The organism is Sphingobium sp. JS3065 (assembly GCF_026427355.1).
In the GTDB taxonomy this organism is placed as follows: Bacteria; Pseudomonadota; Alphaproteobacteria; order Sphingomonadales; family Sphingomonadaceae; genus Sphingobium.
Genome location: NZ_CP102664.1, coordinates 1,445,139 through 1,465,541, shown reverse-complemented (window position 1 = coordinate 1,465,541; position 20,403 = coordinate 1,445,139). Strand labels below are relative to the sequence as shown.

At 65.1% G+C, this 20,403-nt stretch carries 24 protein-coding genes and 1 tRNA gene; 9 read left to right on the top strand and 16 right to left on the bottom strand.

Annotation, left to right across the window (positions count from 1 at the left end; genetic code table 11):
• Positions 1–12 precede the first annotated feature (12 nt).
• Genes glgC through glgX form a run of 3 tightly spaced genes read left to right on the top strand, consistent with a single transcriptional unit; the run spans position 13 to position 4,637 of the window.
• Positions 13–1,272, top strand: a complete 1,260-nt coding sequence (gene glgC, locus NUH86_RS07035) for a glucose-1-phosphate adenylyltransferase (RefSeq protein WP_267251763.1) — start codon at positions 13–15, stop codon at positions 1,270–1,272.
• An 18-nt stretch (positions 1,273–1,290) separates the two neighbouring features.
• Positions 1,291–2,736 (top strand): glycogen synthase GlgA, encoded by a 1,446-nt coding sequence (gene glgA, locus NUH86_RS07030; protein WP_267252048.1) that lies wholly within the window; start codon positions 1,291–1,293, stop codon positions 2,734–2,736.
• Positions 2,733–4,637, top strand: coding sequence for a glycogen debranching protein GlgX (gene glgX / locus NUH86_RS07025; RefSeq protein ID WP_267251762.1), 1,905 nt, complete (start codon positions 2,733–2,735; stop codon positions 4,635–4,637). Before glgA ends, glgX begins: the two co-directional genes overlap by 4 nt.
• Here the strand turns inward: glgX and NUH86_RS07020 are convergent.
• Together NUH86_RS07020 and NUH86_RS07015 are read right to left on the bottom strand one after the other, a co-directional pair.
• Positions 4,600–4,761 carry an acyl-CoA dehydrogenase family protein gene (locus NUH86_RS07020; RefSeq protein ID WP_267251761.1) on the bottom strand — a complete coding sequence of 54 codons (162 nt, stop codon included), beginning with the start codon at positions 4,759–4,761 and terminating at the stop codon, positions 4,600–4,602. The genes glgX and NUH86_RS07020 overlap by 38 nt on opposite strands.
• A gap of 50 nt (positions 4,762–4,811) precedes the next feature.
• The gene (locus NUH86_RS07015) at positions 4,812–4,949 is read right to left on the bottom strand and encodes a hypothetical protein (protein ID WP_267251760.1); all 138 of its coding nucleotides are present in this window, start codon (positions 4,947–4,949) and stop codon (positions 4,812–4,814) included.
• A 15-nt stretch (positions 4,950–4,964) separates the two neighbouring features.
• On the opposite strand from NUH86_RS07015, the gene NUH86_RS07010 reads away from it, so the two are divergent.
• Positions 4,965–5,357: a hypothetical protein gene (locus tag NUH86_RS07010; RefSeq protein ID WP_267251759.1), complete on the top strand. Its 393-nt coding sequence runs from the start codon at positions 4,965–4,967 to the stop codon at positions 5,355–5,357.
• Positions 5,358–5,379: 22 nt separating this feature from the next.
• Here the strand turns inward: NUH86_RS07010 and NUH86_RS07005 are convergent, their stop codons facing one another.
• The 3 genes from NUH86_RS07005 to folK all read right to left on the bottom strand — a co-directional run bounded on the left by NUH86_RS07005 (position 5,380) and on the right by folK (position 6,491).
• Positions 5,380–5,703 carry a hypothetical protein gene (locus NUH86_RS07005; RefSeq protein ID WP_267251758.1) on the bottom strand — a complete coding sequence of 108 codons (324 nt, stop codon included), beginning with the start codon at positions 5,701–5,703 and terminating at the stop codon, positions 5,380–5,382.
• A gap of 166 nt (positions 5,704–5,869) precedes the next feature.
• Positions 5,870–5,945: transfer RNA gene (locus tag NUH86_RS07000), tRNA-Lys, on the bottom strand.
• A 45-nt stretch (positions 5,946–5,990) separates the two neighbouring features.
• On the bottom strand, positions 5,991–6,491 hold the full coding sequence (gene folK / locus NUH86_RS06995) for a 2-amino-4-hydroxy-6-hydroxymethyldihydropteridine diphosphokinase (protein WP_267251757.1): 501 nt from the start codon (positions 6,489–6,491) through the stop codon (positions 5,991–5,993).
• Between the two features lie 23 nt (positions 6,492–6,514).
• Here folK and NUH86_RS06990 point away from each other — a divergent pair, with 23 nt between their 5' ends.
• On the top strand, positions 6,515–7,168 hold the full coding sequence (locus tag NUH86_RS06990) for a uracil-DNA glycosylase (RefSeq protein WP_267251756.1): 654 nt from the start codon (positions 6,515–6,517) through the stop codon (positions 7,166–7,168).
• Here the strand turns inward: NUH86_RS06990 and NUH86_RS06985 are convergent.
• The 5 genes from NUH86_RS06985 to rpsD form a co-directional block, all read right to left on the bottom strand.
• Positions 7,158–7,448 (bottom strand): putative quinol monooxygenase, encoded by a 291-nt coding sequence (locus tag NUH86_RS06985; protein WP_267251755.1) that lies wholly within the window; start codon positions 7,446–7,448, stop codon positions 7,158–7,160. The two genes, NUH86_RS06990 and NUH86_RS06985, sit on opposite strands and share 11 nt — an antisense overlap.
• Positions 7,449–7,480: 32 nt before the next feature.
• Positions 7,481–8,329 carry an N-carbamoylputrescine amidase gene (gene aguB / locus NUH86_RS06980; RefSeq protein WP_267251754.1) on the bottom strand — a complete coding sequence of 283 codons (849 nt, stop codon included), beginning with the start codon at positions 8,327–8,329 and terminating at the stop codon, positions 7,481–7,483.
• Between the two features lie 85 nt (positions 8,330–8,414).
• Complete coding sequence (locus tag NUH86_RS06975; protein WP_267251753.1) at positions 8,415–9,398, bottom strand: agmatine deiminase family protein; 984 nt, start codon at positions 9,396–9,398, stop codon at positions 8,415–8,417.
• A 196-nt stretch (positions 9,399–9,594) separates the two neighbouring features.
• Positions 9,595–11,241: a M28 family peptidase gene (locus NUH86_RS06970; protein WP_267251752.1), complete on the bottom strand. Its 1,647-nt coding sequence runs from the start codon at positions 11,239–11,241 to the stop codon at positions 9,595–9,597.
• 131 nt (positions 11,242–11,372) lie between these two features.
• Positions 11,373–11,987 carry a 30S ribosomal protein S4 gene (rpsD, locus tag NUH86_RS06965; RefSeq protein WP_267251751.1) on the bottom strand — a complete coding sequence of 205 codons (615 nt, stop codon included), beginning with the start codon at positions 11,985–11,987 and terminating at the stop codon, positions 11,373–11,375.
• Between the two features lie 179 nt (positions 11,988–12,166).
• Here rpsD and NUH86_RS06960 point away from each other — a divergent pair, with 179 nt between their 5' ends.
• Positions 12,167–12,463 (top strand): chorismate mutase, encoded by a 297-nt coding sequence (locus NUH86_RS06960; protein ID WP_267251750.1) that lies wholly within the window; start codon positions 12,167–12,169, stop codon positions 12,461–12,463.
• Positions 12,464–12,478: 15 nt separating this feature from the next.
• Here the strand turns inward: NUH86_RS06960 and NUH86_RS06955 are convergent, their stop codons facing one another.
• The 4 genes from NUH86_RS06955 to rpiB form a co-directional block, all read right to left on the bottom strand.
• A complete protein-coding gene (locus NUH86_RS06955; RefSeq protein WP_267251749.1) occupies positions 12,479–13,570 on the bottom strand; it encodes a TrmH family RNA methyltransferase in 1,092 nt (363 codons plus the stop codon).
• 79 nt (positions 13,571–13,649) lie between these two features.
• Positions 13,650–14,111: a transcriptional regulator NrdR gene (nrdR, locus tag NUH86_RS06950; protein ID WP_267251748.1), complete on the bottom strand. Its 462-nt coding sequence runs from the start codon at positions 14,109–14,111 to the stop codon at positions 13,650–13,652.
• A 6-nt stretch (positions 14,112–14,117) separates the two neighbouring features.
• Positions 14,118–15,437, bottom strand: coding sequence for a serine hydroxymethyltransferase (gene glyA / locus NUH86_RS06945; protein WP_323749006.1), 1,320 nt, complete (start codon positions 15,435–15,437; stop codon positions 14,118–14,120).
• A gap of 12 nt (positions 15,438–15,449) precedes the next feature.
• Positions 15,450–15,887, bottom strand: coding sequence for a ribose 5-phosphate isomerase B (gene rpiB / locus NUH86_RS06940; RefSeq protein ID WP_267251747.1), 438 nt, complete (start codon positions 15,885–15,887; stop codon positions 15,450–15,452).
• Positions 15,888–15,989: 102 nt separating this feature from the next.
• Between rpiB and NUH86_RS06935 the strand changes: the two genes are divergently transcribed.
• Positions 15,990–16,187 carry a hypothetical protein gene (locus NUH86_RS06935; RefSeq protein ID WP_267251746.1) on the top strand — a complete coding sequence of 66 codons (198 nt, stop codon included), beginning with the start codon at positions 15,990–15,992 and terminating at the stop codon, positions 16,185–16,187.
• On the opposite strand, the gene NUH86_RS06930 is transcribed toward NUH86_RS06935, so the two are convergent.
• Positions 16,184–17,269 (bottom strand): HPP family protein, encoded by a 1,086-nt coding sequence (locus NUH86_RS06930; RefSeq protein WP_267251745.1) that lies wholly within the window; start codon positions 17,267–17,269, stop codon positions 16,184–16,186. The genes NUH86_RS06935 and NUH86_RS06930 overlap by 4 nt on opposite strands.
• 181 nt (positions 17,270–17,450) lie before the next feature.
• On the bottom strand, positions 17,451–18,107 hold the full coding sequence (locus tag NUH86_RS06925; protein WP_007688785.1) for an alpha/beta hydrolase: 657 nt from the start codon (positions 18,105–18,107) through the stop codon (positions 17,451–17,453).
• A gap of 146 nt (positions 18,108–18,253) precedes the next feature.
• On the opposite strand from NUH86_RS06925, the gene NUH86_RS06920 reads away from it, so the two are divergent.
• Both NUH86_RS06920 and NUH86_RS06915 read left to right on the top strand, forming a co-directional pair.
• Complete coding sequence (locus NUH86_RS06920; RefSeq protein ID WP_267251744.1) at positions 18,254–19,306, top strand: cysteine desulfurase family protein; 1,053 nt, start codon at positions 18,254–18,256, stop codon at positions 19,304–19,306.
• Positions 19,303–20,403, top strand: a complete 1,101-nt coding sequence (locus NUH86_RS06915; protein WP_267251743.1) for a cysteine desulfurase family protein — start codon at positions 19,303–19,305, stop codon at positions 20,401–20,403. The genes NUH86_RS06920 and NUH86_RS06915 overlap by 4 nt, the downstream gene beginning before the upstream one ends.

Sequence of the window (20,403 nt, the reverse complement as noted above, 5' to 3'; positions counted from 1 at the left end):
GAGAAGAGGCCGATGCAGCCAAGACACCAGCCGATCGCCCGTGACGCCATGGCCTATGTGCTGGCGGGGGGACGCGGCAGCCGTCTGGCCGAACTGACCGACCGCCGCGCCAAGCCTGCGGTCCATTTCGGCGGCAAGGCGCGGATCATCGATTTCGCGCTGTCCAATGCGCTGAACAGCGGCATCCGGCGCATCGGCGTCGCGACCCAGTATAAGGCGCATTCGCTGATCCGGCACCTTCAGCGCGGCTGGAACTTCCTGCGGCCCGAACGCAACGAAAGCTTCGACATCCTGCCCGCCAGCCAGCGCGTGTCGGAAAGCCAATGGTATGAGGGCACGGCCGACGCCGTGTTCCAGAATATCGACATCATCGAGGATTATGCGCCCGAATATATGGTCATCCTGGCGGGCGACCATGTCTACAAGATGGACTATGAACTGATGCTGCAGCAGCATGTCGACAGCGGCGCGGACGTCACTGTCGGCTGCATGGAGGTGCCGGTGAAGGAAGCCAGCGGCTTCGGCGTCATGCATGTGGATGAGCAGGACGTCATCACCGCCTTCGTCGAAAAGCCGAAGAACCCGCCGCATATACCGGGCAGTCCGGGCGTGGCGCTGGCGTCCATGGGCATCTATGTCTTCCGCACCGCCTTCCTGATCGAGGAATTGCGGCGGGATGCGGCCGATCCCCACAGCAAGCGCGATTTCGGCGGCGACATCATCCCTCATATCGTCGCCCATGGCAAAGCCGTCGCCCACCGCTTTTCCAACAGTTGCGTGCGCGCCGAAAGCGAGCCGGTGCCCTATTGGCGCGATGTCGGCACCATCGACGCCTATTGGCAGGCCAATGTCGACCTGACCGACGTGGTGCCCTCGCTGGACCTTTATGACCGCAGCTGGCCGCTCTGGACCTATTCCGAAGTCACCCCGCCCGCCAAGTTCGTGCATAATGAGGAGGGGCGGCGCGGGTCGGCCACATCCTCTCTGGTCGCGGGCGGATGCATCGTGTCGGGGTCGTCGCTCCATCGCAGCCTGCTTTTTTCCGGGGTGCGCACGCACAGCTTCTCCTCCGTCACGGAAAGCGTCATCATGCCGGACTGCGTGATCGGGCGCGGGGCGCGGCTGCATAAATGCGTGCTGGATTCGGGGGTCATCATCCCGCCCGGCCTGATCGTGGGCGAACATCCCGACCATGATGCGCGGCGTTTCCGGCGCACCGACAGCGGCGTGACGCTGATCACCCCATATATGATCGAACGGCTGGTGGACTGATCCTTGAGCAAGACGGCTATGATGCAGGTGCTTTCGGTCGCCTCCGAAATCTATCCGCTGGTCAAGACGGGCGGGCTGGCCGATGTGGCGGGCGCCTTGCCCGGCGCGCTGGCCGGACATGATATTGCCGTGCGGACGCTGGTGCCGGGCTATCCCTCCATTCTCTCGCGGCTGGGCAAGGCGAAGGTCGTGCGGCGCTATGACGCGCTGTTCGGCGCCCCTGCCACGCTGCTGGCCGCCAAGCTGGGCGATCTCGACCTGCTGGTGCTGGACGCGCCGGATTTCTTCGCGCGGGAAGGCGGTCCCTATGGCGATTCCGCTGGCGGGGAATGGGGCGACAATTGGAAACGCTTCGCCGCCCTGTCCCGCGCAGGCGCGGACATAGCGGCTGAAGGGGTGAAGGGCTGGCGGCCCGATCTGGTCCATGCGCATGACTGGCAGGGGGCGATGACCGCCACCTATATGCGCTTCGGCCCCGCCCATGCCGTGCCCAAGGTGGTGACGATCCACAACCTGGCCTTTCAGGGCCGTTTCGGCGCGGATGTCTTCCCCCATCTCGGCCTGCCGCCCGAAGCCTGGGGTGTCGACGGGGTCGAATATTATGGCGGCACCGGCTATTTGAAGGCGGGTCTGGTCTCCGCCGACGCCATCACCACCGTCAGCCCCACCTATGCCGACGAAATCCGCTCTCCGGTGCATGGCATGGGGCTGGACGGGTTGATCGACGGGCGGGCGGACCGGCTGCACGGCATATTGAACGGCGTCGATACCGCCATCTGGAACCCCGCCGCCGATCCGCTGATCGCCAAGCCGTTCAGCGCGCGGGCGCTGGGCGGGCGGAACGCGAATCGCCGGGCGCTGGAATCGCATTTCGTCCTGGATCGCGACGACGCGCCGATCTTCATCATCGTCAGCCGCCTGACATGGCAGAAGGGCATGGATATGGTGATGGGCGCGATCGATCATCTGGTGGGCCTTGGCGGCAAGCTGGCGGTGCTGGGATCGGGCGACCATCCGCTGGAGGGCGCTTTTCTGGCGGCGGCGGACCGGCATCGCGGACGGGTAGGCGCGCAGATCGGCTATGACGAGCCGCTGTCCCATCTGATGCAGGCGGGCGGCGATGCGATCCTGATCCCATCCCGCTTCGAACCTTGCGGCCTGACGCAGCTTTACGGGCTGCGTTATGGCTGCGTGCCGGTGGTGGCGCGGGTCGGCGGGCTGGCCGATACGGTGATCGACGCCAACGAAGCCGCCGTCAGCGCGGGGGTCGCGACGGGCATCGTCTTCCCGCCATCCGATCCGCTGGCGCTGCATGGCGCGATTGCGCGGGCCATCCGGCTGCACGCGCACAAGCCGGACTGGCAGGCGATGCAACGGGCGGGGATGCGGGCGGACTTTTCCTGGACCCGCAGCGCGGCGCGCTATGCCGAACTGTTCCGGGCGCTTGTCCAAGAGGCGGCATGAAGCGGGCCGCGCCGGGGCCGGAAATCCATGCGCTGGGAACCCGTTTTCGCGTCCATTCGCCCGATGCGGAGCAGCTTTGGCTCTGCCTGTTCGATGCCGATGACCGGGAAACGCGCCTGCCGATGGCGCGGGAAGATGCGGACATCTGGTTCATCGATGTGCCGGGCGTGGGGGAGGGGGCGCGCTATGGCTTCCGCGCGGACGGGCCTTATGATCCCGCTGCAGGCCTGTGGTTCGATCCCGAAAAGCTGCTGATCGATCCCTATGCGACGGAAATCGACCGGGCATTCGCCCATGATCCCGCCCTGGCCGCCCGGCGCGGGGAGGGGAGCGATACCGCGCCGCTGATGCCCAGGGGCGTGGTGAGGACGCCGCTGCCGCCGGTCGACCCCATGCCGCCGTTGTTTCGCCCCGGCGGCTTGATCTACGAAGTGCAGGTCCGTGGGTTCACCATGCTGCATCCCGACATAGCGGAGGCGCAGCGGGGGACCATCGCCGCTCTGGCTCATCCCGCTGTGATCGATCATCTGCGCCGCCTGCATGTGTCGGCGGTGGAATTGATGCCGGTCAACGCCTGGATCGACGAGCGGCATCTGGGGCCGCTGGGGCTGCGCAATGCCTGGGGCTATAATCCGGTCGGCTTTTTCGCGCTCGACCCCCGTCTGGCGCCCGGCGGCATGGCGGAATTGCGGGGTGCTGTGGAGGCGTTGCACGCGGCGGGGATCGGCGTGATCCTGGACATGGTCTATAATCATGACGGGGAAAGCGATGCTCTGGGGCCTACGCTTTCGCTGCGCGGCCTGGATGCGCGCAGCTATTTCCGGCATGAACCCGATGGCCGCCTGATCAACGATACGGGGACGGGCAACAGCATCGACTGCAACCATCCCGTCTCGCAACGGCTGATCCTGGATTCGTTGCGCCATTTCGTCAGCCGGGCTGGGGTGGACGGTTTCCGCTTCGATCTGGCCCCTGCGCTGGGGCGGCTGCCGACCGGCTTCGATCCGCGGGCGCCGCTGCTGGAGGCGATGCGGGCCGACCCGCTCTTGTCCGGCCGCGTCCTGATCGCGGAACCGTGGGACATCGGGCCGGGCGGCTATCGGCTTGGTGATTTCGGCGCGGGGTGGCTGGAATGGAATGATCGCTATCGCGACGATCTGCGGCGTTTCTGGCGCGGGGATCGCGGCATGATCGGCGCGCTGGCGACGCGCCTTGCCGGATCGTCGGACATATTCGGCGATGCTCCCGCCACCCGCACCGTCAATTTCCTGGCCGCCCATGACGGCTTCACGCTGGCGGACCTCACCGCCTATGCGCACAAGCATAATGAGGCCAATGGCGAGCAGAATCGCGATGGCCATGGCGAGAATTTCAGTTGGAACAACGGGGTCGAAGGGGCGACCGACGAGCCTGTCGTGCAGAAGGCCCGGCGGCGGGATATCGAGGCTCTGCTCGGCACGCTGTTCTGCTCGCGCGGCACGATCATGCTGACGGCGGGGGACGAGTTCGGCCGATCCCAACAGGGCAACAACAACGCTTATGCGCAGGACAATGCGATCGGCTGGATCGACTGGGCCGGGCGTGACCGGGAGATGGAGGCGCACGCCTTCGCCATGGCCAGCTTCCGGGCCTCGCAGCCGGACCTTTGCGATACGCATTGGCTTTCGCAAGCCGATGTCGAATGGCTGGATGAGCAGGGCCAGCCCTTGACCGTCGCGCAGTGGGAAGACGCCGACCGCCATTGTCTGGCGATGCGGTTCCGCCAGTCGGGCCTTACCCTTTACATCAACGGCGATGATCTTCCCCGGTCCTTCGATGGGTTGACCGTCCCGGCCCGAACGGTCCTGCCCGTCCCGGCCGACCTCAACGCACCGGCAGTTGGTTCAGTTCGGCGATCTTGAGCTTGCCGAGCTGCGACATGTGCACCTCGTCCGGGCCGTCCGCGAAGCGCAGGTAGCGCGCGCTCATGAAGGCGGCGGCGGGGGGAAAGTCGCTCGCCATGCCGATGCCGCCGAACACCTGCATCGGCTTTCCGGTGAAGTCGAGTTCATGGGTAAAAGGGGGGCCTCTTCATGTCAGCGGATCAGCGCTTGTGCCCGCTCGAAAAGTCGGATGGCGTGGCCGTGGAGCCTGTCGCCCGCCTTCCCGGCGCAGGCGCGGGCCAGCCCCATGGCATGGCGCATCTCCGGCGAACCGGCATGTGGTTCATCCACGCCGCAAGCGACTCGATGTCGACCACCGATTCCCATGCTGAATCCACCTGGACATCCCCCGCTTTCCTCGACTGTTGGGCGTCGATGGGTGACCGGCCAATGTACTTGGCCAACCTGCCTGACAATCAGAACGATGCCCGCATGGTCGGACTTCAGCTCGCCAGGATCGGCATCGGCGAAGCCCGTGAGCAACGGAACATATATTCCGCGCGATGCGGTGAACCGAAGCCTTGCGGCCAAACGCTCCTGGAACCGGATGCAGGGTTAAGCCGTTCATCTTGCAGAAAGAAACGGAGAGGGCAGATGGACGCATCGAAGCCTGACGCCATGTTCGGCATCCTGTTCGGTTTGTTGGTTTCGGCCGAAATATGGTGCTTCGCCGCGCTTGTGATCGCCCTGTTGCGATAGGGGCGATAAGGGAAAGGGCGACTTAATTGTCGCAATATTCCCAGCGTCCCGCATTGCAGGCGGCGACCGCATGGCGCCACGCCGCCATTTTCCGCGCATGTTCGGCGCGGGCATCGGCATAGGCGTCGCGGTCGCTCTGCCGCACGCGGTAGGTGGGGCGGTTCCGGGCGTCGCGTTGGCGGACATAGGCGAGTTGCTGCTGGTTCATGCGCTTGATGATGGCGCTGTCCCGCGCGCGCGCCGCAGCGCTCCGCATCGTCGGATCATTGGGATCGTCGGCAATGGCCGCCGCGGGCAGAAGCGCCGCACCCATCGCGAACGCGCAAACAAACGACGCCAATTTCATGAACCTTCGCCCCTCATTCTGTCCCTTCCGCTATTCGCCCGGCAGCCGGAACAAGGCAATCGATTTGCGACGAGTGGCGAAGCGGGCTGCGACACGGAACGCGCCTCATTTGTCGAAATGGCGCAACTTGCCCATGCCGAGATGACGATTTTTACAAGGGTGGGGGTGGTGAGCCCTGCTGGATTCGAACCAGCGACCTACTGATTAAAAGTCAGTTGCTCTACCGACTGAGCTAAGGGCCCTCATGTCCTGAGGTTCGCACGCACTAGAGGGGGCGATGCGGCTGGTCAACCTCCAGAAATCGCTTTTCGCAGGCGGACGTGCAAATGGCGTATGGAAAGGCCGGACACCGGATCACGCCATTCCGGCGCGATCGCGCAAAGCGGCGTCAGCACGAAGTCGCGCTGCCGGAAGGTCGGGTGCGGAATATGCAGCGACCGGCTGTTCCAGCGTCCGCCCGACCAGAGGATGATGTCGATATCCAGACGCCGCGCGCCCCAGCGCATGAAACGCTGCCGTCCCAGGCCGCGCTCGATCGCCTGCAAGTGCAGGAGCATCGCCTCAGGCGGCAGGCCGCTCTCCACCAGCAGCGCGCCATTGGCGAAAATCCGCCGCGACGGCCCCAGCGGCGGCGTCTTCATGATGGGGGCCACCGCCAGAACCTTGTCCCGTTCCGCGATCCGGCGGACAGCCTCTTTCAGCAGGCGTTCGGGCGTCAACCGGGCCGACAGGGGCCGGTTCGATCCCAATGCGAGCGCATAAACATGACGAGTGCTTGTCTTGACCATCCGACAGCGCCTATCCCGTCGCCATGACGCTGCAAAGCCCTATCCCGCAAAGCGAGCCGCCGCATGATTGTCCGCTTTGTCCGCGCCTTGCGGCATTTCGCGGCGAAAACCGGGCGGAGCATCCCGATTGGTGGAATGCGCCGGTGCCGGTTTTCGGCGATCCTCTGGCCCGGATCGCGATGATCGGCCTGGCGCCCGGCAAGATGGGCGCCAACCGCACCGGGCGGCCCTTTACCGGAGATTATGCGGGCGATCTGCTCTTCGCGACGCTCGGCAAATTCGGCCTGACCGAAGGCGCCTATGATGGGCGAGCGGACGATGGCTTGCGGCTGCGGAACGTCATCATCCTCAACGCGGTCAAATGCCTGCCGCCGCAGAACAAGCCGCTGCCGGAGGAAATCCATAATTGCCGCGCCTTCCTGAAGCCTGCCGTCGCGGCGCTGCCCCATGCGCGGGTCTTCATCGCCCTGGGCCAGATCGCGCATCAGTCAGCGGTGAAGGTGCTGGGCGGCAAGCTGCCCAAGGCGCGCTTCTCCCATCTGGCGGAGCATCGCATGCCCAGCGGAAAGATGCTGATCGATAGCTATCACTGTTCGCGCTACAACCAGAATACCGGCCGCCTGACAGCGGACATGTTCGAGGCCGTATTCGAACGGGCCTTGGCCCTCAGCGAATGAGATAGTCCAGATAGGCCCCGTCCGGCGGCCCGTCCAGCGCTGCCATCATCGGTGCGAACAACCCCTTGTCCAGCATTCCGCCTGCTGCCTTGTGCGCGTCGACAGCGGCCCATTGCTCGATCAGGACGAAGCGCCGTTCATTGCCGATGTCCCGCAGCAACTCCGCGCCTTCGCAGCCGGGCAGGGGGCGAACCGCATCCGCGATGGCGCGCAAGGCGGTTTCCAGGGCGGCGTCCATGCCTTCCTTCGCATGCATGATATAGTGACGGGCAACGGTCATCTTATCTCTCCTGCTGCTTCAAATAGCCTGTTTCAAATATCCTGGGCGATCCGCGCATAAAGTTCCGGCCGCCGGTCGCGGAAGAAGCCCATGCCCGCCCGATGCGTCCTGGCCTGCTCCAGGTCCAGTGTCGCCACCAGCGCGCCATTGTCCTTCGCGCCTGCCTCTGCGGCGAAATCGCCCCACTGGTCGGCGATGAAGCTGTGGCCGTAGAATTTCTGGCCGTCCTCTTCCCCGATGCGGTTGGCGGCGACCACCGGCATGCAGTTGCTGACCGCATGGCCGATCATGGCGCGCCGCCACATGCGGCTGGTGTCGAGGTCGGCGTCATAGGGTTCCGATCCGATGGCGGTCGGGTAGAAGAGCATCTCCGCGCCCATCAGCGCCATCACCCGCGCCGTTTCGGGATACCATTGGTCCCAGCATATGCCGATGCCGACAGTGCCGAACTTCGTTTTCCAGACCTTGAAACCCGTGTTGCCGGGGCGGAAATAATATTTCTCCTCATAGCCCGGCCCATCGGGGATGTGGCTCTTGCGATAGACGCCCATGATCTCGCCCTCATCGTCGATCATGGCGAGGGAGTTGTAATAATGATGTCCGTCCCGCTCGAAGAAGCTGGTGGGGATATAGACGCCTTCCGCCTTCGCGACCTTGCGCATTTCCTGCACGGCGGGATGCTCGTCCAGAGGCAGCGCGTTGGCGAACAGCGCTTCGTCCTCGACCTTGCAGAAATAGGGGCCTTCGAACAGTTCGGGCGGCAGGACGATCCTCGCGCCACGGGCAGCCGCCTTCACGACATGGCCCGCGACCATTTCGATATTGTTCGCCCGGTCGTCCGAAAAGGCGAGCTGGAGCGCGGCGACGGTGACTTTGGTCATATGCGAAACCCTGGAGACAGATGGGCAAAGGCGACGGTCAGGAGATAGAGCAGGATCGCCGGCGTGCAAGCCGGATCGCGCGCCTTCAGGCGGACGGCATCTGCTGGCTGCAACAATGGAAGCTGCCGCCGCCTGAGAGAATGGCGTCGCTGCGCAGCCCGACGATCTCCCGGCCGGGGAAGAAGGGGCTGAACGCATCCAGCGCCGCCTGATCATTGGGCTGGCCATAGATGGGCACGATGACGGCTGCGTTGCCGACATAGAAATTCATGTAGCTGGCCGGAATCACCTCCCCATCCACGATGACGCGGCCGGGGGAGGGGATGGACGCCACCTCCACTCCGAAGGCCTTGGCCCGCGCCCGCGCATCGGCATAGATGGCCGCATTGGGGTCATCCTCCGTGCTGGCTTCGGGCAGCGCGAGCACGCCGGGCCCCACGAATCGGGCCAGATTGTCGACATGGCCGTCAGTATGATCGTTCAGCAATCCGTCGCCCAGCCAGAGCATGTCTGAAAGGCCCAGCGATCCGGCCAGCAATGTTTCGATTTTCCCCCGGTCCAGTTCCGGGTTGCGGTTGGGGTTGAGCAGGCATTGTTCCGTCGTCACGAACAGCCCGTTGCCGTCGGTGTCGACCGCCCCCCCTTCGAACACCCAATGCTGGGTCGAGGTGGGCAGGCCCGTCGTCGCCGCCAGCCGCGCGCCGATATCCTCATCGCCCGGCATCTGATATTTGCCGCCCCAGCCGTTGAAGCCGAAATCCACCAGTGCCCGCTCGTCGCCCCGCTTCACCGCGATGGGCGCGGTGTCGCGGAGCCAGACGTCGCCCAGCTTCTGCACCAGGATGGTCACGCCTGGCGCCGCCAGCCCGCGGGCAACATCCGCGTCGCCCTCATGGGCGCAGACCAGTCGCACTTCCTCGCCCTTGCCATCCGCATGGAGCGCGCTGGCAAAATCCGCGATCTGCCGCCGGGCCTCATCGAACGCGCCGGGCCATTCCTGCGGATTGGTGGGAAAGCCGATCCAGGTCCAGTCATGCGGCGCCCATTCGGCGGGCATACGGAAAGTCATGGGTTCGGCTCCTGTCTGCGGGTCTGTCCGCGCCCTCTACAGGATCGTGCAGGGCTTTCCAGAGTCATTGTGATGAATGGCTGATTGGGGTGGAGAGCGGACGTTCAGTTTTCCGTTCGGGCTGAGCCCTTCGACTTCGCTCAGGGCGAACGGATATCTAATGTCCGCCATTGGCCACAAGTGCCGCAAAAGGCCGTCACTTCCCCGCCCGGCTCTTGTCGCGAATGGCGCGGAATTCGTCCCCAGGCGTCCAGTTGGGCCAATCGGTCGTGTTCGCCAGCGCCCGCCCGACATCATAATAAAGTTTCAGGTCCGCCTTCACGCCGCTCCAGTCCCATTTGGGATCATATTCGTCCTTGGGGCCGTGATAATGATGTTCTTCATAATCCTTGGCCGCCTTTGCGCCAGCCGCGGGGCCGCCCTTCGCCAGATCCTGTCCGCCCTCGAAATAGAGCATCGGCACGCCATGCTTGGCGAAGCTGAAATGGTCGGAGCGGTAGTAAAATCCCTTTTCCGGCGTCGGCTCCAGGCTGGCGACCCGCTTCTGCGCGACGAGCGCCCGGTCCAGATAGCCGTCAAGCTGCGACTTGCCCTTGCCGATCACCACGACATTCTTCGCCAGCCCAGCCATGCTGAGCGCGTCCATATTGACCCCGCCCACCGTCTGCCCCAGCGGGAAGACCGGATGATTGCCATAATAGGCCGACCCCAGCAGGCCCGATTCCTCCGCCGTCACGGCCAGGAAGACCTGGCTGCGATCCGTCGGCCCGGCCTTCACATTCGCCTCCGCCAGCGCGACCAGCGCCGCCGTGCCGGTGGCGTTGTCGATGGCCCCGTTGCAAATGTCGTCGCCATCGGGCGCAGCTTCGCAATGGCCCAGATGGTCCCAGTGCGCCGCGTAGAGCACATATTCGTCAGGCCGCGTCTTGCCGGGCAGCAGGGCGACGACATTCTTCGACCTGTGCTTGCGAACGGCATTGTCGAAGGAGACGCTGGCCTTCACGCCCTTCAGCGGCACCGCCTTGAACCCGCGCTTTTTCGCCGCCGCTATCAGCGTGTCGAGGTTCAGCCCTGCGCTCGCCATCAGGGCCGCCGCCTTGTCCTTCTGAATCCAGCCGATGGCGGCGGACTGGCCGGCATTGCCGTTGGCGCTGTCCGCGACATGCTGCGCGCCGGTCCAGCTCGATTGCACGACATTCCACCCATAGGCGGCGGGCATGGTGTCATGCACGATGATCGCCGCCGCCGCGCCCTGCCGCGCCGCTTCCTCGAACTTGTAGGTCCAGCGGCCATAATAGGTCATCGCCCGCCCGTTGAACGGCCCGCGCAGCGTCGGTGTCTGGTAATCGGGGTCGTTCACCAGGATGACGACCGTCTTGCCCTTCACATTGACGCCGGCATAGTCGTTCCACTTCTTCTCCGGCGCGTTGATGCCATAGCCGACGAAGACGACAGGGCTGTCCTTCACCTCGATATGCGGCTGGCCGGTGCGATAGGTGGCGATCACCATTTCCGGGCCGTAAGCGGCGGACACCGCGCTCTTGCCCCCGGTGAAGCGGAGCGGCGACACATTCTTCGCGTCGATCTCCACCAGCGGCACGTCCTGGAACCAGCTACCCTTGTTGCCGGGCTTCAGCCCCAGCGCCTCGAACCGCTGGACCAGATAGGCCAGGGTCTTTTCCTCCCCCGCCGTGCCCGGAGCGCGCCCTTCATAGGCGTCTGAGGAGATTTCCTTCACCACCTCCTTCATCGTGTCGATGGAGGGGCCGTCGCCGGAAGAAGCGGCCACCGCCGCGCCCCCTGCGGTCAGGGCGATCAGAGAGGTCAGCAAAAGCGCGCGCATGGCAAGGGCCTTGAAAAGACAGTGGATGCGTCGTTGATGCCAGCACGCCCGCAACCAGACAAGGCTTGTTGAACAAACAAAAAAGGCGGCCCCGAAGGACCGCCTTTCCCGTAATTCGCATAACCGAAATCTTAGCGCGAATAGAATTCGACGACCAGATTGGGTTCCATCTTCACCGGATAGGGCACTTCGTCCAGCGAGGGGACGCGGACATAGGTGACCTTCGCGGCGCCATCGGGCGACACATAGTCGGGAATGTCGCGCTCGGGCAGGCTCTGCGCTTCCAGGACCAGCGCCATTTCCTGGGCCTTCTTGCCCAGGGTGACTTCGTCGCCCGGCTTCACCAGACGGCTGGCGATGTTGCACTTCACGCCGTTCACATAGACGTGGCCGTGCGAAACGATCTGACGGGCGGAAAAGATGGTCGGCGCGAACTTGGCGCGGTAGACGACGGCGTCCAGGCGGCGCTCCAGCAGGCCGATCAGGTTCTGACCGGTGTCGCCCTTCATGCGGGCGGCCTCGATGTAGCTCTTCTTGAACTGCTTCTCGGTGATGTCGCCGTAATAGCCCTTCAGCTTCTGCTTGGCGCGCAGCTGGATGCCATAGTCGGACATCTTGCCCTTGCGGCGCTGGCCGTGCTGGCCGGGGCCATATTCACGCTTGTTGACCGGGCTCTTCGGGCGGCCCCAGATATTCTCGCCCATGCGGCGGTCGAGTTTATACTTGGCGCTGGAACGCTTCGACATGATATTTCCTTACAACTGCTGACAACGTTATGCCCGGTATCGCCTACGATCCATATTTCAGGGGCAGGGCCACCGCTTCACCGGGATGCGGGACCAATTGCGAAGCGGCGCCTATGACGAAGCGATGACGCGATGTCAACCCTCGACAGGCCGGGTTTCCGGGCTTAGTTCAGCGTCCCATGAATCCCGAAAGCTACACGACCATGGCCGAAGTCCGCGCAGGCGTCGACGAAATCGACCGTCAGCTTGTCGCCCTGCTCGATCAGCGCTTCGCCCATATGCGCGCCGCCGCCCGGATCAAGCCGGAGCGTGGGGCTGTTCGCGACGAACCCCGCAAGGCGGAGGTCATCGCAAACGCCCGCGCCGAAGCGGAGCGCCTGGGCGCGCCAGCCGGTGTGATAGCGGAATTGTGGGAAAAGCTGGTCGAAGCGTCCATCGCTTATGAAATGAACGAGTTCGATCGGCTAAAGCGCTAAGACGTTCGACCCGCCTCAGCGCGCCCGCGGATTGCCCAGGGCGGACAAGACCCCGCGCAGGGTCCGCACCTCCAGATGGTTCCAGCCCGGCTTGGTCAGAAGGTTCCGCAAGGTCCGCTTGGTCGCGGGCGCCCGATCCGGCGGAAAGAAATAGCCCGCGCCTTCCAGCAGCGTCTCGAACTGGTCGATCATCCCCTCCAGTTCCGCCTGCGGAGCCGGTTCGCCCAGATCGACCAGGGTCGGCTGCTCCAGCCCGGCCTGCTTCGACCATTCATAGGCGCACAGGATCACCGCCTGCGCCAGATTGAGCGACCCGAATTCCGGATTGATCGGCACGGTCAATATCTTCCGCGCCAGCGCCACATCCTCTGTCTCCAGCCCCGACCGCTCCGGCCCGAACACATAGGCGGAGCGCCCCGCGGCGGCATGGATTTCCCGCGCAGCCTCTTCCGGCGTCACGACGGGTTTGGTCACGCCGCGCTTGCGCACGGTGGTCGCATAGACATGGGCGCAATCCGCCACCGCATCGGCCAGCGTCTCGAAAACCTCCGCCTTTTCCAGCACTACGTCCGCGCCCGCCGCCGACGGCCCGGCATCCGGATTGGGCCAGCCATCGCGCGGCGACACCAGCCGCATCTCCACCAGCCCGAAATTCAGCATGGCCCGCGCCGCCTTGCCGATATTCTCGCCAAGCTGCGGGCGGACGAGGACGATGACGGGGGGAGGGGATGCAGGTTCGTTCATAATATCGTTCGTCACGTCGGAGAGAGCAACTTCATCCTCCGTTCGCCCTGAGCGAAGTCGAAGGGTGCTGCCGAGCGAAGGCGAGGAATGGGACACCGAAGCCTTCTTCAACTTTTCCCAATTCCCAGCGATCAGCGCTTCCTTTTTCTTCCGGGACCAGCCCTTGATCTGAAGTTCGCTGGCAAGAGCCTCCGCCCGGCTTTCAAATGCGGCGGACCACATCAATTCTATCGGTCGCCGCTCGGACGTGTAGCCGGGGATCGAACCGGACTGATGCTGCGTGATCCGCGTTTCAAGGTCGTCGGTATGTCCCGTATAATAGGAACCGTCCGCGCATCTCAGAATATAGGCGTAAAAGGCCATGATCCGTCAGTTGTCTCGCCGCGCTCGACATGGCCCTTCGACTTCGCTCAGGGCGAACGGGAGGGAGGCATGAGAACCTTCACTCACTCCCGACCTCCTTCACGGTCGAGGCGAAATCCTCGAAATCCCGTGCGTCGGTGAAGTCCTTATACACGCTGGCGAAGCGGATATAGGCGACGCTGTCCAGGCGCTTCAGCCCATCCATCACCATCTCGCCGATGGCGCGCGCGGGGACTTCGCCGTCGCCCGACGTTTCCAACTGCCGCTGGATGCCGGAAATCAGCCTTTCCAGGCGGCTCGGATCGATGGGCCTTTTCCGGCACGCGATGCCGATGGAACGCGCCAGCTTGTCGCGATCGAAGGCTTCCTTGCGCCCCTCGCTCTTCACCACCCATATGTCGCGGAGCTGAATCCGCTCAAAAGTGGTGAAGCGCGCGCCGCAGGCCTCGCACTGGCGCCGACGGCGGATGGCGGCGCCATCCTCCGTCGGGCGGCTGTCCTTCACCTGACTGTCGTCATGGGCGCAAAAGGGGCAGCGCAAGCGACCTTATCCTTCGTAGATCGGGAAACGGGCGCAGAGAGCCGAGACGCGCTCCCGCACATTGGCCTCGACCGCCGCATCGCCATGCTCGCCATGATCGCGCAGCCCTTCCAGAACGTCCGCGATCATGTCGCCGATGGCTTCGAATTCCGCCACGCCGAACCCGCGCGTCGTTCCCGCAGGGGAACCGACCCGAATACCGCTGGTCTTGGTCGGCGGCAGCGGGTCGCCCGGCACGCCGTTCTTGTTGCAGGTGATGAAGCTGCGTTCCAGCGCCTCGTCCGCGTCCTTGCCCGAAATGCCGTAGGGGCGCAGGTCGATCAGCGCCAGATGCGTGTCCGTGCCGCCGGACACCACGGCCAGGCCGCGCTGCTCCAGCTTGGCGGCCAGCGCCTGGGCGTTGGTGACGATGGCTTGCGCATAGGTCTTGAACTCCGGCCGCAGCGCTTCGCCGAAAGCGACCGCCTTCGCCGCGATCACATGCATCAGCGGCCCGCCCTGAAGGCCGGGGAACACCGCCGAGTTGATCTTCTTCGCGATGGCTTCGTCATCGGTCAGGATCATGCCGCCACGCGGACCGCGCAGGGTCTTGTGCGTGGTGGTGGTCACCACATGGGCATGGCCGAAGGGCGTCGGATGCGCGCCACCGGCCACCAGACCGGCGAAATGCGCCATGTCGACCATCAGCAACGCGCCGACCTTGTCGGCAATCGCCCGGAACCGCGCGAAGTCGAGGTGACGGGGATAGGCCGAACCGCCCGCGATGATCAGCGTGGGCTTGGCCTCTATGGCTTGCGCCTCCAGCGCGTCATAGTCGATCACATGCGTGTCTTCGCGCACGCCATATTGCACGGCATTATACCATTTGCCCGAAAGCGCGGGCTTCGCGCCGTGGGTCAGGTGGCCGCCCGCGTCCAGCGACAGGCCCATGATGGTGTCGCCCGGCCTGGTCAGCGCCAGCATCACCGCGCCGTTCGCCTGCGCGCCCGAATGCGGCTGCACGTTGACGAAGCCGCAGTTGAAGATCTGCTTCGCCCGGTCGATGGCCAGTTGCTCGACCTCGTCCGACGGCGCGCAGCCCTGATAATAGCGCTTGCCCGGATAGCCTTCCGCATATTTGTTGGTGAAGACCGAACCCTGCGCCTCCAGCACCGCCTTCGACACGATATTTTCCGAAGCGATCAGCTCGATCTGGTTCTGCTCGCGCTTCAGTTCATGGGTGACGCCCGCGAAGACCGCCGGATCGGCATCGGCCAGGCTGCGCGTGAAATAACCTTCCGAACGAATGTCGGACAGGTTGGGCTGGGTGAGGGTGGCGGTGCTCATAGGGCAGGCTCCTTAAAGCGCGGGCTGGGAGAGTTTCTCGACGCGGCCGGCATGGCGGCCTCCGCCGAAATCGGTGGTCAGGAAAGCGGCGACGCAGGCCTTGGCCATGTCCACGCCGGTCAGGCGCGCGCCCAGGGCAAGGACATTGGCGTCATTATGCTCCCGCGAAAGCGCGGCGGACAGCGGCTCCGACACCAGGGCGCAGCGGCAGGCGGGGTTGCGGTTGACGGCGATGGAGATGCCGATGCCAGACCCGCAGAGCGCGATGCCCCGCTCAGCCGCGCCGGACGCGATCGCCGCTGCCAGCCTGTATCCGAAATCCGGATAATCGACCCGGTCGGCGGTCGCCGGACCCAGATCGTCGACCTCATGCCCTTCGGCGCGCAGCCAATCGGCGAGTTCCGCCTTCAGATCGACGGCGGCATGGTCGGAAGCGAGGGCTATTTTCAACTGCCGGTTGTCCAATCGCTCAAAAGTTGATTCGTTTCCGCGCCTCATAGGAGGTGAACCGCGATATTGCCACAGTCCACCCGCCCACCTATGGCCTGCTTCATGGCAGGAACGATTTTATCCATATTGATGCTGGCGGGCATAGCCCTGACCGGCGGCGGCATCTACGCCATCGTCAGGACGGGCGACCGCAAGCGCGGCACGCTGATGATCGTCGCCGGGCTGGTGATGTTCGCGAACGTCGCCATCACCGCCATTCCCGGCCCGGACCTGCCGGTGCTGGAAAATAGCAGCCATTAGGCCCGAAGCGCTACCGCCGCCAGCAGATCGGTCTGGGTGATCAGGCCGCGCAGCATCCGCTCGTCATCCACCACGATCGCCTCGCGCCGCCCTCCGCCGGTCAGGGGCCGCAGCAGCGCCGCCACCGGCGTATCGGCATGCACGACATAGGGGTCCGAAGCGATGTCGCGCACGCGCTCGCCCTCCCGCGCCAAATCCAGCGGGCCTACCACGCCATGCACGCGCCCGGCACTGTCCAGCACCGGCAGGGACAGCAATCTCCGTTGATGGAGCAGTTCCCGCGCCTCGGCCACCGGCTGCCCCTCCCGTACCGAGATGACGTCGCGCGACATGATCTCGCCGCAGGTCATCCGGCCATGCACCCGCTCGGCCGCGCGCATTTCCGCATCGTGCAGCACGATCTGCAAGTCGGCCGCGTCCACGTCCAATGTCTCGCCATAGGCATGCAGCGCCTCTTCGACATCCTGCTCGGACGGTGAGCGCAAAAGTGGGGCGGGGTCGCTGGTGCCATGCGCGCTGGGCGCCTTGGGCACGAAATGGGGATAATTATGCCCCGCCATGCGATGGAAGAGGATAGCGACAATCACCAGCAGCGCCGTATTCACCGCCACCGGCACGAAGGCGAACATGTAGCTCGGCGCGCCATGGGTGGCCCCCAGCACCGTCGATAGCGCAATCGCTCCGCCCGGGGGATGCAGGCAGCGGAAAAGCGACATGGCCCCGATGGCGCAGCCGACCGCCAGCGCGGCGGCGACCGTCGGATCGGGGATCAGCTTCGCCACCGCGATGCCGGCCAGCGCCGACACCACATTGCCGCCAAGGACGGGCCAGGGCTGGGCCAATGGACTGGCAGGGACGGCAAAGAGCAGCACGGCAGAAGCGCCCATCGGCGCCACCAGCAGAGGATGGGCGATCCCGTTGCCCAGCATCAATCCGCAAAGCAGGCCGGTGATGGCAATTCCGCCGATTGCACCGCTCGCGGCCTTCAATCGATCCAGAAAGCCCGGTCCCGCCGGGGCGGGAACAAAGGCGCTGTAATAGCGGCTCCAGATCAGCCGGGAGTCATTCTTCTGTTCGCTCATCGCGCATCGCGGCTAAAGCCCGCAGCCTTTAAGGCCAAGCGCAAAATAGCTCAGGCGCCTCAACCCGAACTTCTTGGTCTCCTTCCGCTAGCGGGAGGGGTTGGGGGTGGCCATCAAGGCCAGCCCAAAAGATAAGGGGCCGCCAAAGCAGCCCCTTCACCTCATCATCTTTCGACCGCATTCACCGGATCGGCGAATCCGGCGACAGCCGCATATCCAGATAATTATCCACCGACTTCATCAACTGATCCAACTCGTGTTCGAAAAAGTGATTGGCGCCACGGATTTCGTCGTGATGGATGGTGATGCCCTTCTGCGTGCGCAGCTTGTCGACCAGCTTCTGCACGGCGCTGGCGGTCACCACCTCGTCCGCCGTGCCCTGCACGATGATGCCCGAGGAAGGGCAGGGCGCCAGGAAGGAGAAGTCATACATGTTCGCGGGCGGCGCGACCGATATGAAGCCGCGAATTTCCGGCCGCCGCATCAGCAACTGCATACCGATCCACGCCCCGAAGGAAAAGCCGGCGATCCAGGTGGTCTGCGCCTCCGGGTGGAAGCTCTGCACCCAGTCGAGCGCGGCGGCGGCATCGCTCAACTCGCCAATGCCGTTGTCGAACGTTCCCTGGCTGCGGCCCACGCCGCGGAAATTGAACCGCAGCACCGCGAAGCCGCGCCGCACGAAGGTCTTGTAAAGCGCCTGGGTGATACGGTCATTCATGGTGCCGCCGCCCTGGGGGTGCGGATGCAGGATCATCGCCACGGGCGCGCGGGGACGGGGCGGGGGGCTGAAGCGGCCTTCAAGGCGACCTTCGGGACCGGGGAAGATTACGTCGGGCATGGCACCTGTTATGGTTCTGGGCGGCCCAACCCGAAACAGGGCGAGCCGCGAATGGAGACGGCGCAGCAGCATATGCTGGCGCTGCGCGACAGACCGCCTATATAGAAGTCGCCACCATTTCCGCAATCAATGAGTGTTTCCCGTCCGTGGCTTCCGACCGTCTCTATCTGGATCATGCCGCCACCACGCCCATCGTGCCCCAGGCGAAAGCCGCGATGGCCGAGGCGCTGGAAAGCTGGTCCAACCCCTCCAGCCCGCATGGAGACGGCCGCGCCGCCCGCGCCGCGCTGGAGGATGCGCGCCGCCGGATCGGCGCGGCGCTGGGCTGGGATGGCCAGATCATCTTCACCTCCGGCGCCAGCGAAGCCATCGCGATGGGGCTGGGCCGCGCCAAGGCGGGCCGCATCCTGACATCGCCGGTCGAGCATGATTCGGTGCTGCGCGTGACCCCCGGGGCCGAACGGCTGGATGTCACATCCGACGGTCTCGCCACCCTCTCCGCCATTGGGGAAGGCCCGGAGCGAACGGGGGAGAGGGTTCTCCTCGCCATCCAGCATGTCAACAACGAAACCGGCGTCATACAGCCGCTGGACGCCATCGACCGGGAAGGCGTCATCCTCTTTGCGGACTGCGCCCAGAGCGCCGCCAAACTGCCGCTTCCGGACGCCGACATGATCGCCATCAGCGCTCATAAATTCGGCGGTCCTCCCGGTATCGGCGCGCTGCTCATCAAAGACCTTACCCTGATCCACCCCAGCGGCGGTCAGGAGCAGGGCTATCGTCCCGGCACCGAAAACCTGCCCGCCATCCTCGGCATGGCCGCCGCCCTCGAAGCCCGCACCGACTGGCTCCCCAAAGCCGCCGCCCTCCGCGCCCAACTCGACGCCGCCATAGAGGCGTCCGGCGGCCAGATCGTCGCCCGCGACGCCCCGCGCATCCCCTATATCGCCAGCTATCGCATGCCCGGCCTGTCGGCCCGCGCCCAGCTTATCCAGTTCGACCTTGCGGGCATTTCCGTCTCGGCGGGCAGCGCCTGTTCCTCCGGCTCGCTCAAGCCCAGCCATGTCCTCCACGCCATGGGCTGGGACGAGGCGCAGGCGGGCGAAGTCGTCCGGGTGAGTTTCGGACCCGCCACCAGCGAAGCCGACATCGACCGCTTCATCGCGGCCTGGACCAGGATGGCGGAGCGCGCCCGGTGACCATCTATCTCGACTATCAGGCGACGACGCCGCTCGCGCCCGAAGCCTTCGAAGCCATGGTCCCGCTGCTCCGCGACCAGTTCGCCAATCCCCACAGCCCGCACCGCCTGGGCCGGGCCGTTACCGCGCAGGTCGAGGTGGCCCGCGCCGAAATCCTGAAACTGCTTCCCGAAGGCGGCCGCCTGCTCTTCACCTCCGGCGCGACCGAAGCGCTCAACATGGCGATCCAGGGCGCGCCCGAAGGCGGCATCGTCACCATCGCCACCGAACATGCCGCCGTCCTCGACACGGCCGAAGCGCTAGGCAGGGCAGGGGGCAGGGCGGGGCGCGCCGTCACCGTCCTCCCGGTCGGGTCCGATGGCCTGATCGACCTCGATCAAGCGGCAGAGGCCATCCGCCCCGGCGTGGCGCTGGTCGCGGCCATGCTGGTCAATAATGAGATCGGCGTCATCCAGCCGGTCGCGCAACTGGCCGACCTTGCCCATCGGGCGGGCGCGCTGTTCCTGTGCGATGCGGTGCAGGGCTATGGCCGCATCCCCATCCCGGCCCAATGCGACATGGTGGCGATCAGCGCCCACAAGATCCACGGCCCCAAGGGCATCGGCGCCCTCTGGCTTCGCGACGGCGTGACCCTAACCCCCATCATCCACGGCGGCGGGCAGGAAGGCGGATTGCGATCCGGCACGCTGTCGCCCGCCCTTTGCGCCGGATTCGGCATCGCCGCCCGGCTGATGCGCGAACATGCCGACGCCGACCGCGCCCATGTGGATATGCTGTGGCAGGCGGCCCGCAGGCTCTTTTCGCAATGGACGCTCAACGGCAGCGAAACCAGCCGCTATCCCGGCAATCTGAACCTCCGCCGCGCGGGAGTGGACGGCGCACGGCTGTTGTCGGAATGCCGCGATGTCGCTTTTTCGCTCGGTAGTGCTTGCGCAAGCGGGTCCGGGCGGCCTAGCCATGTGCTGCGCGCACTCGGCCTTTCAGATGCGGAGGCGCGTGGATCGGTGCGGATCGGCTTTGGCCGGTACACGACACTGGCCGAACTGGAGGATGCCGCGAGGATAATGAACAAAGCAGCCCAAATATGGGCGCTGTAA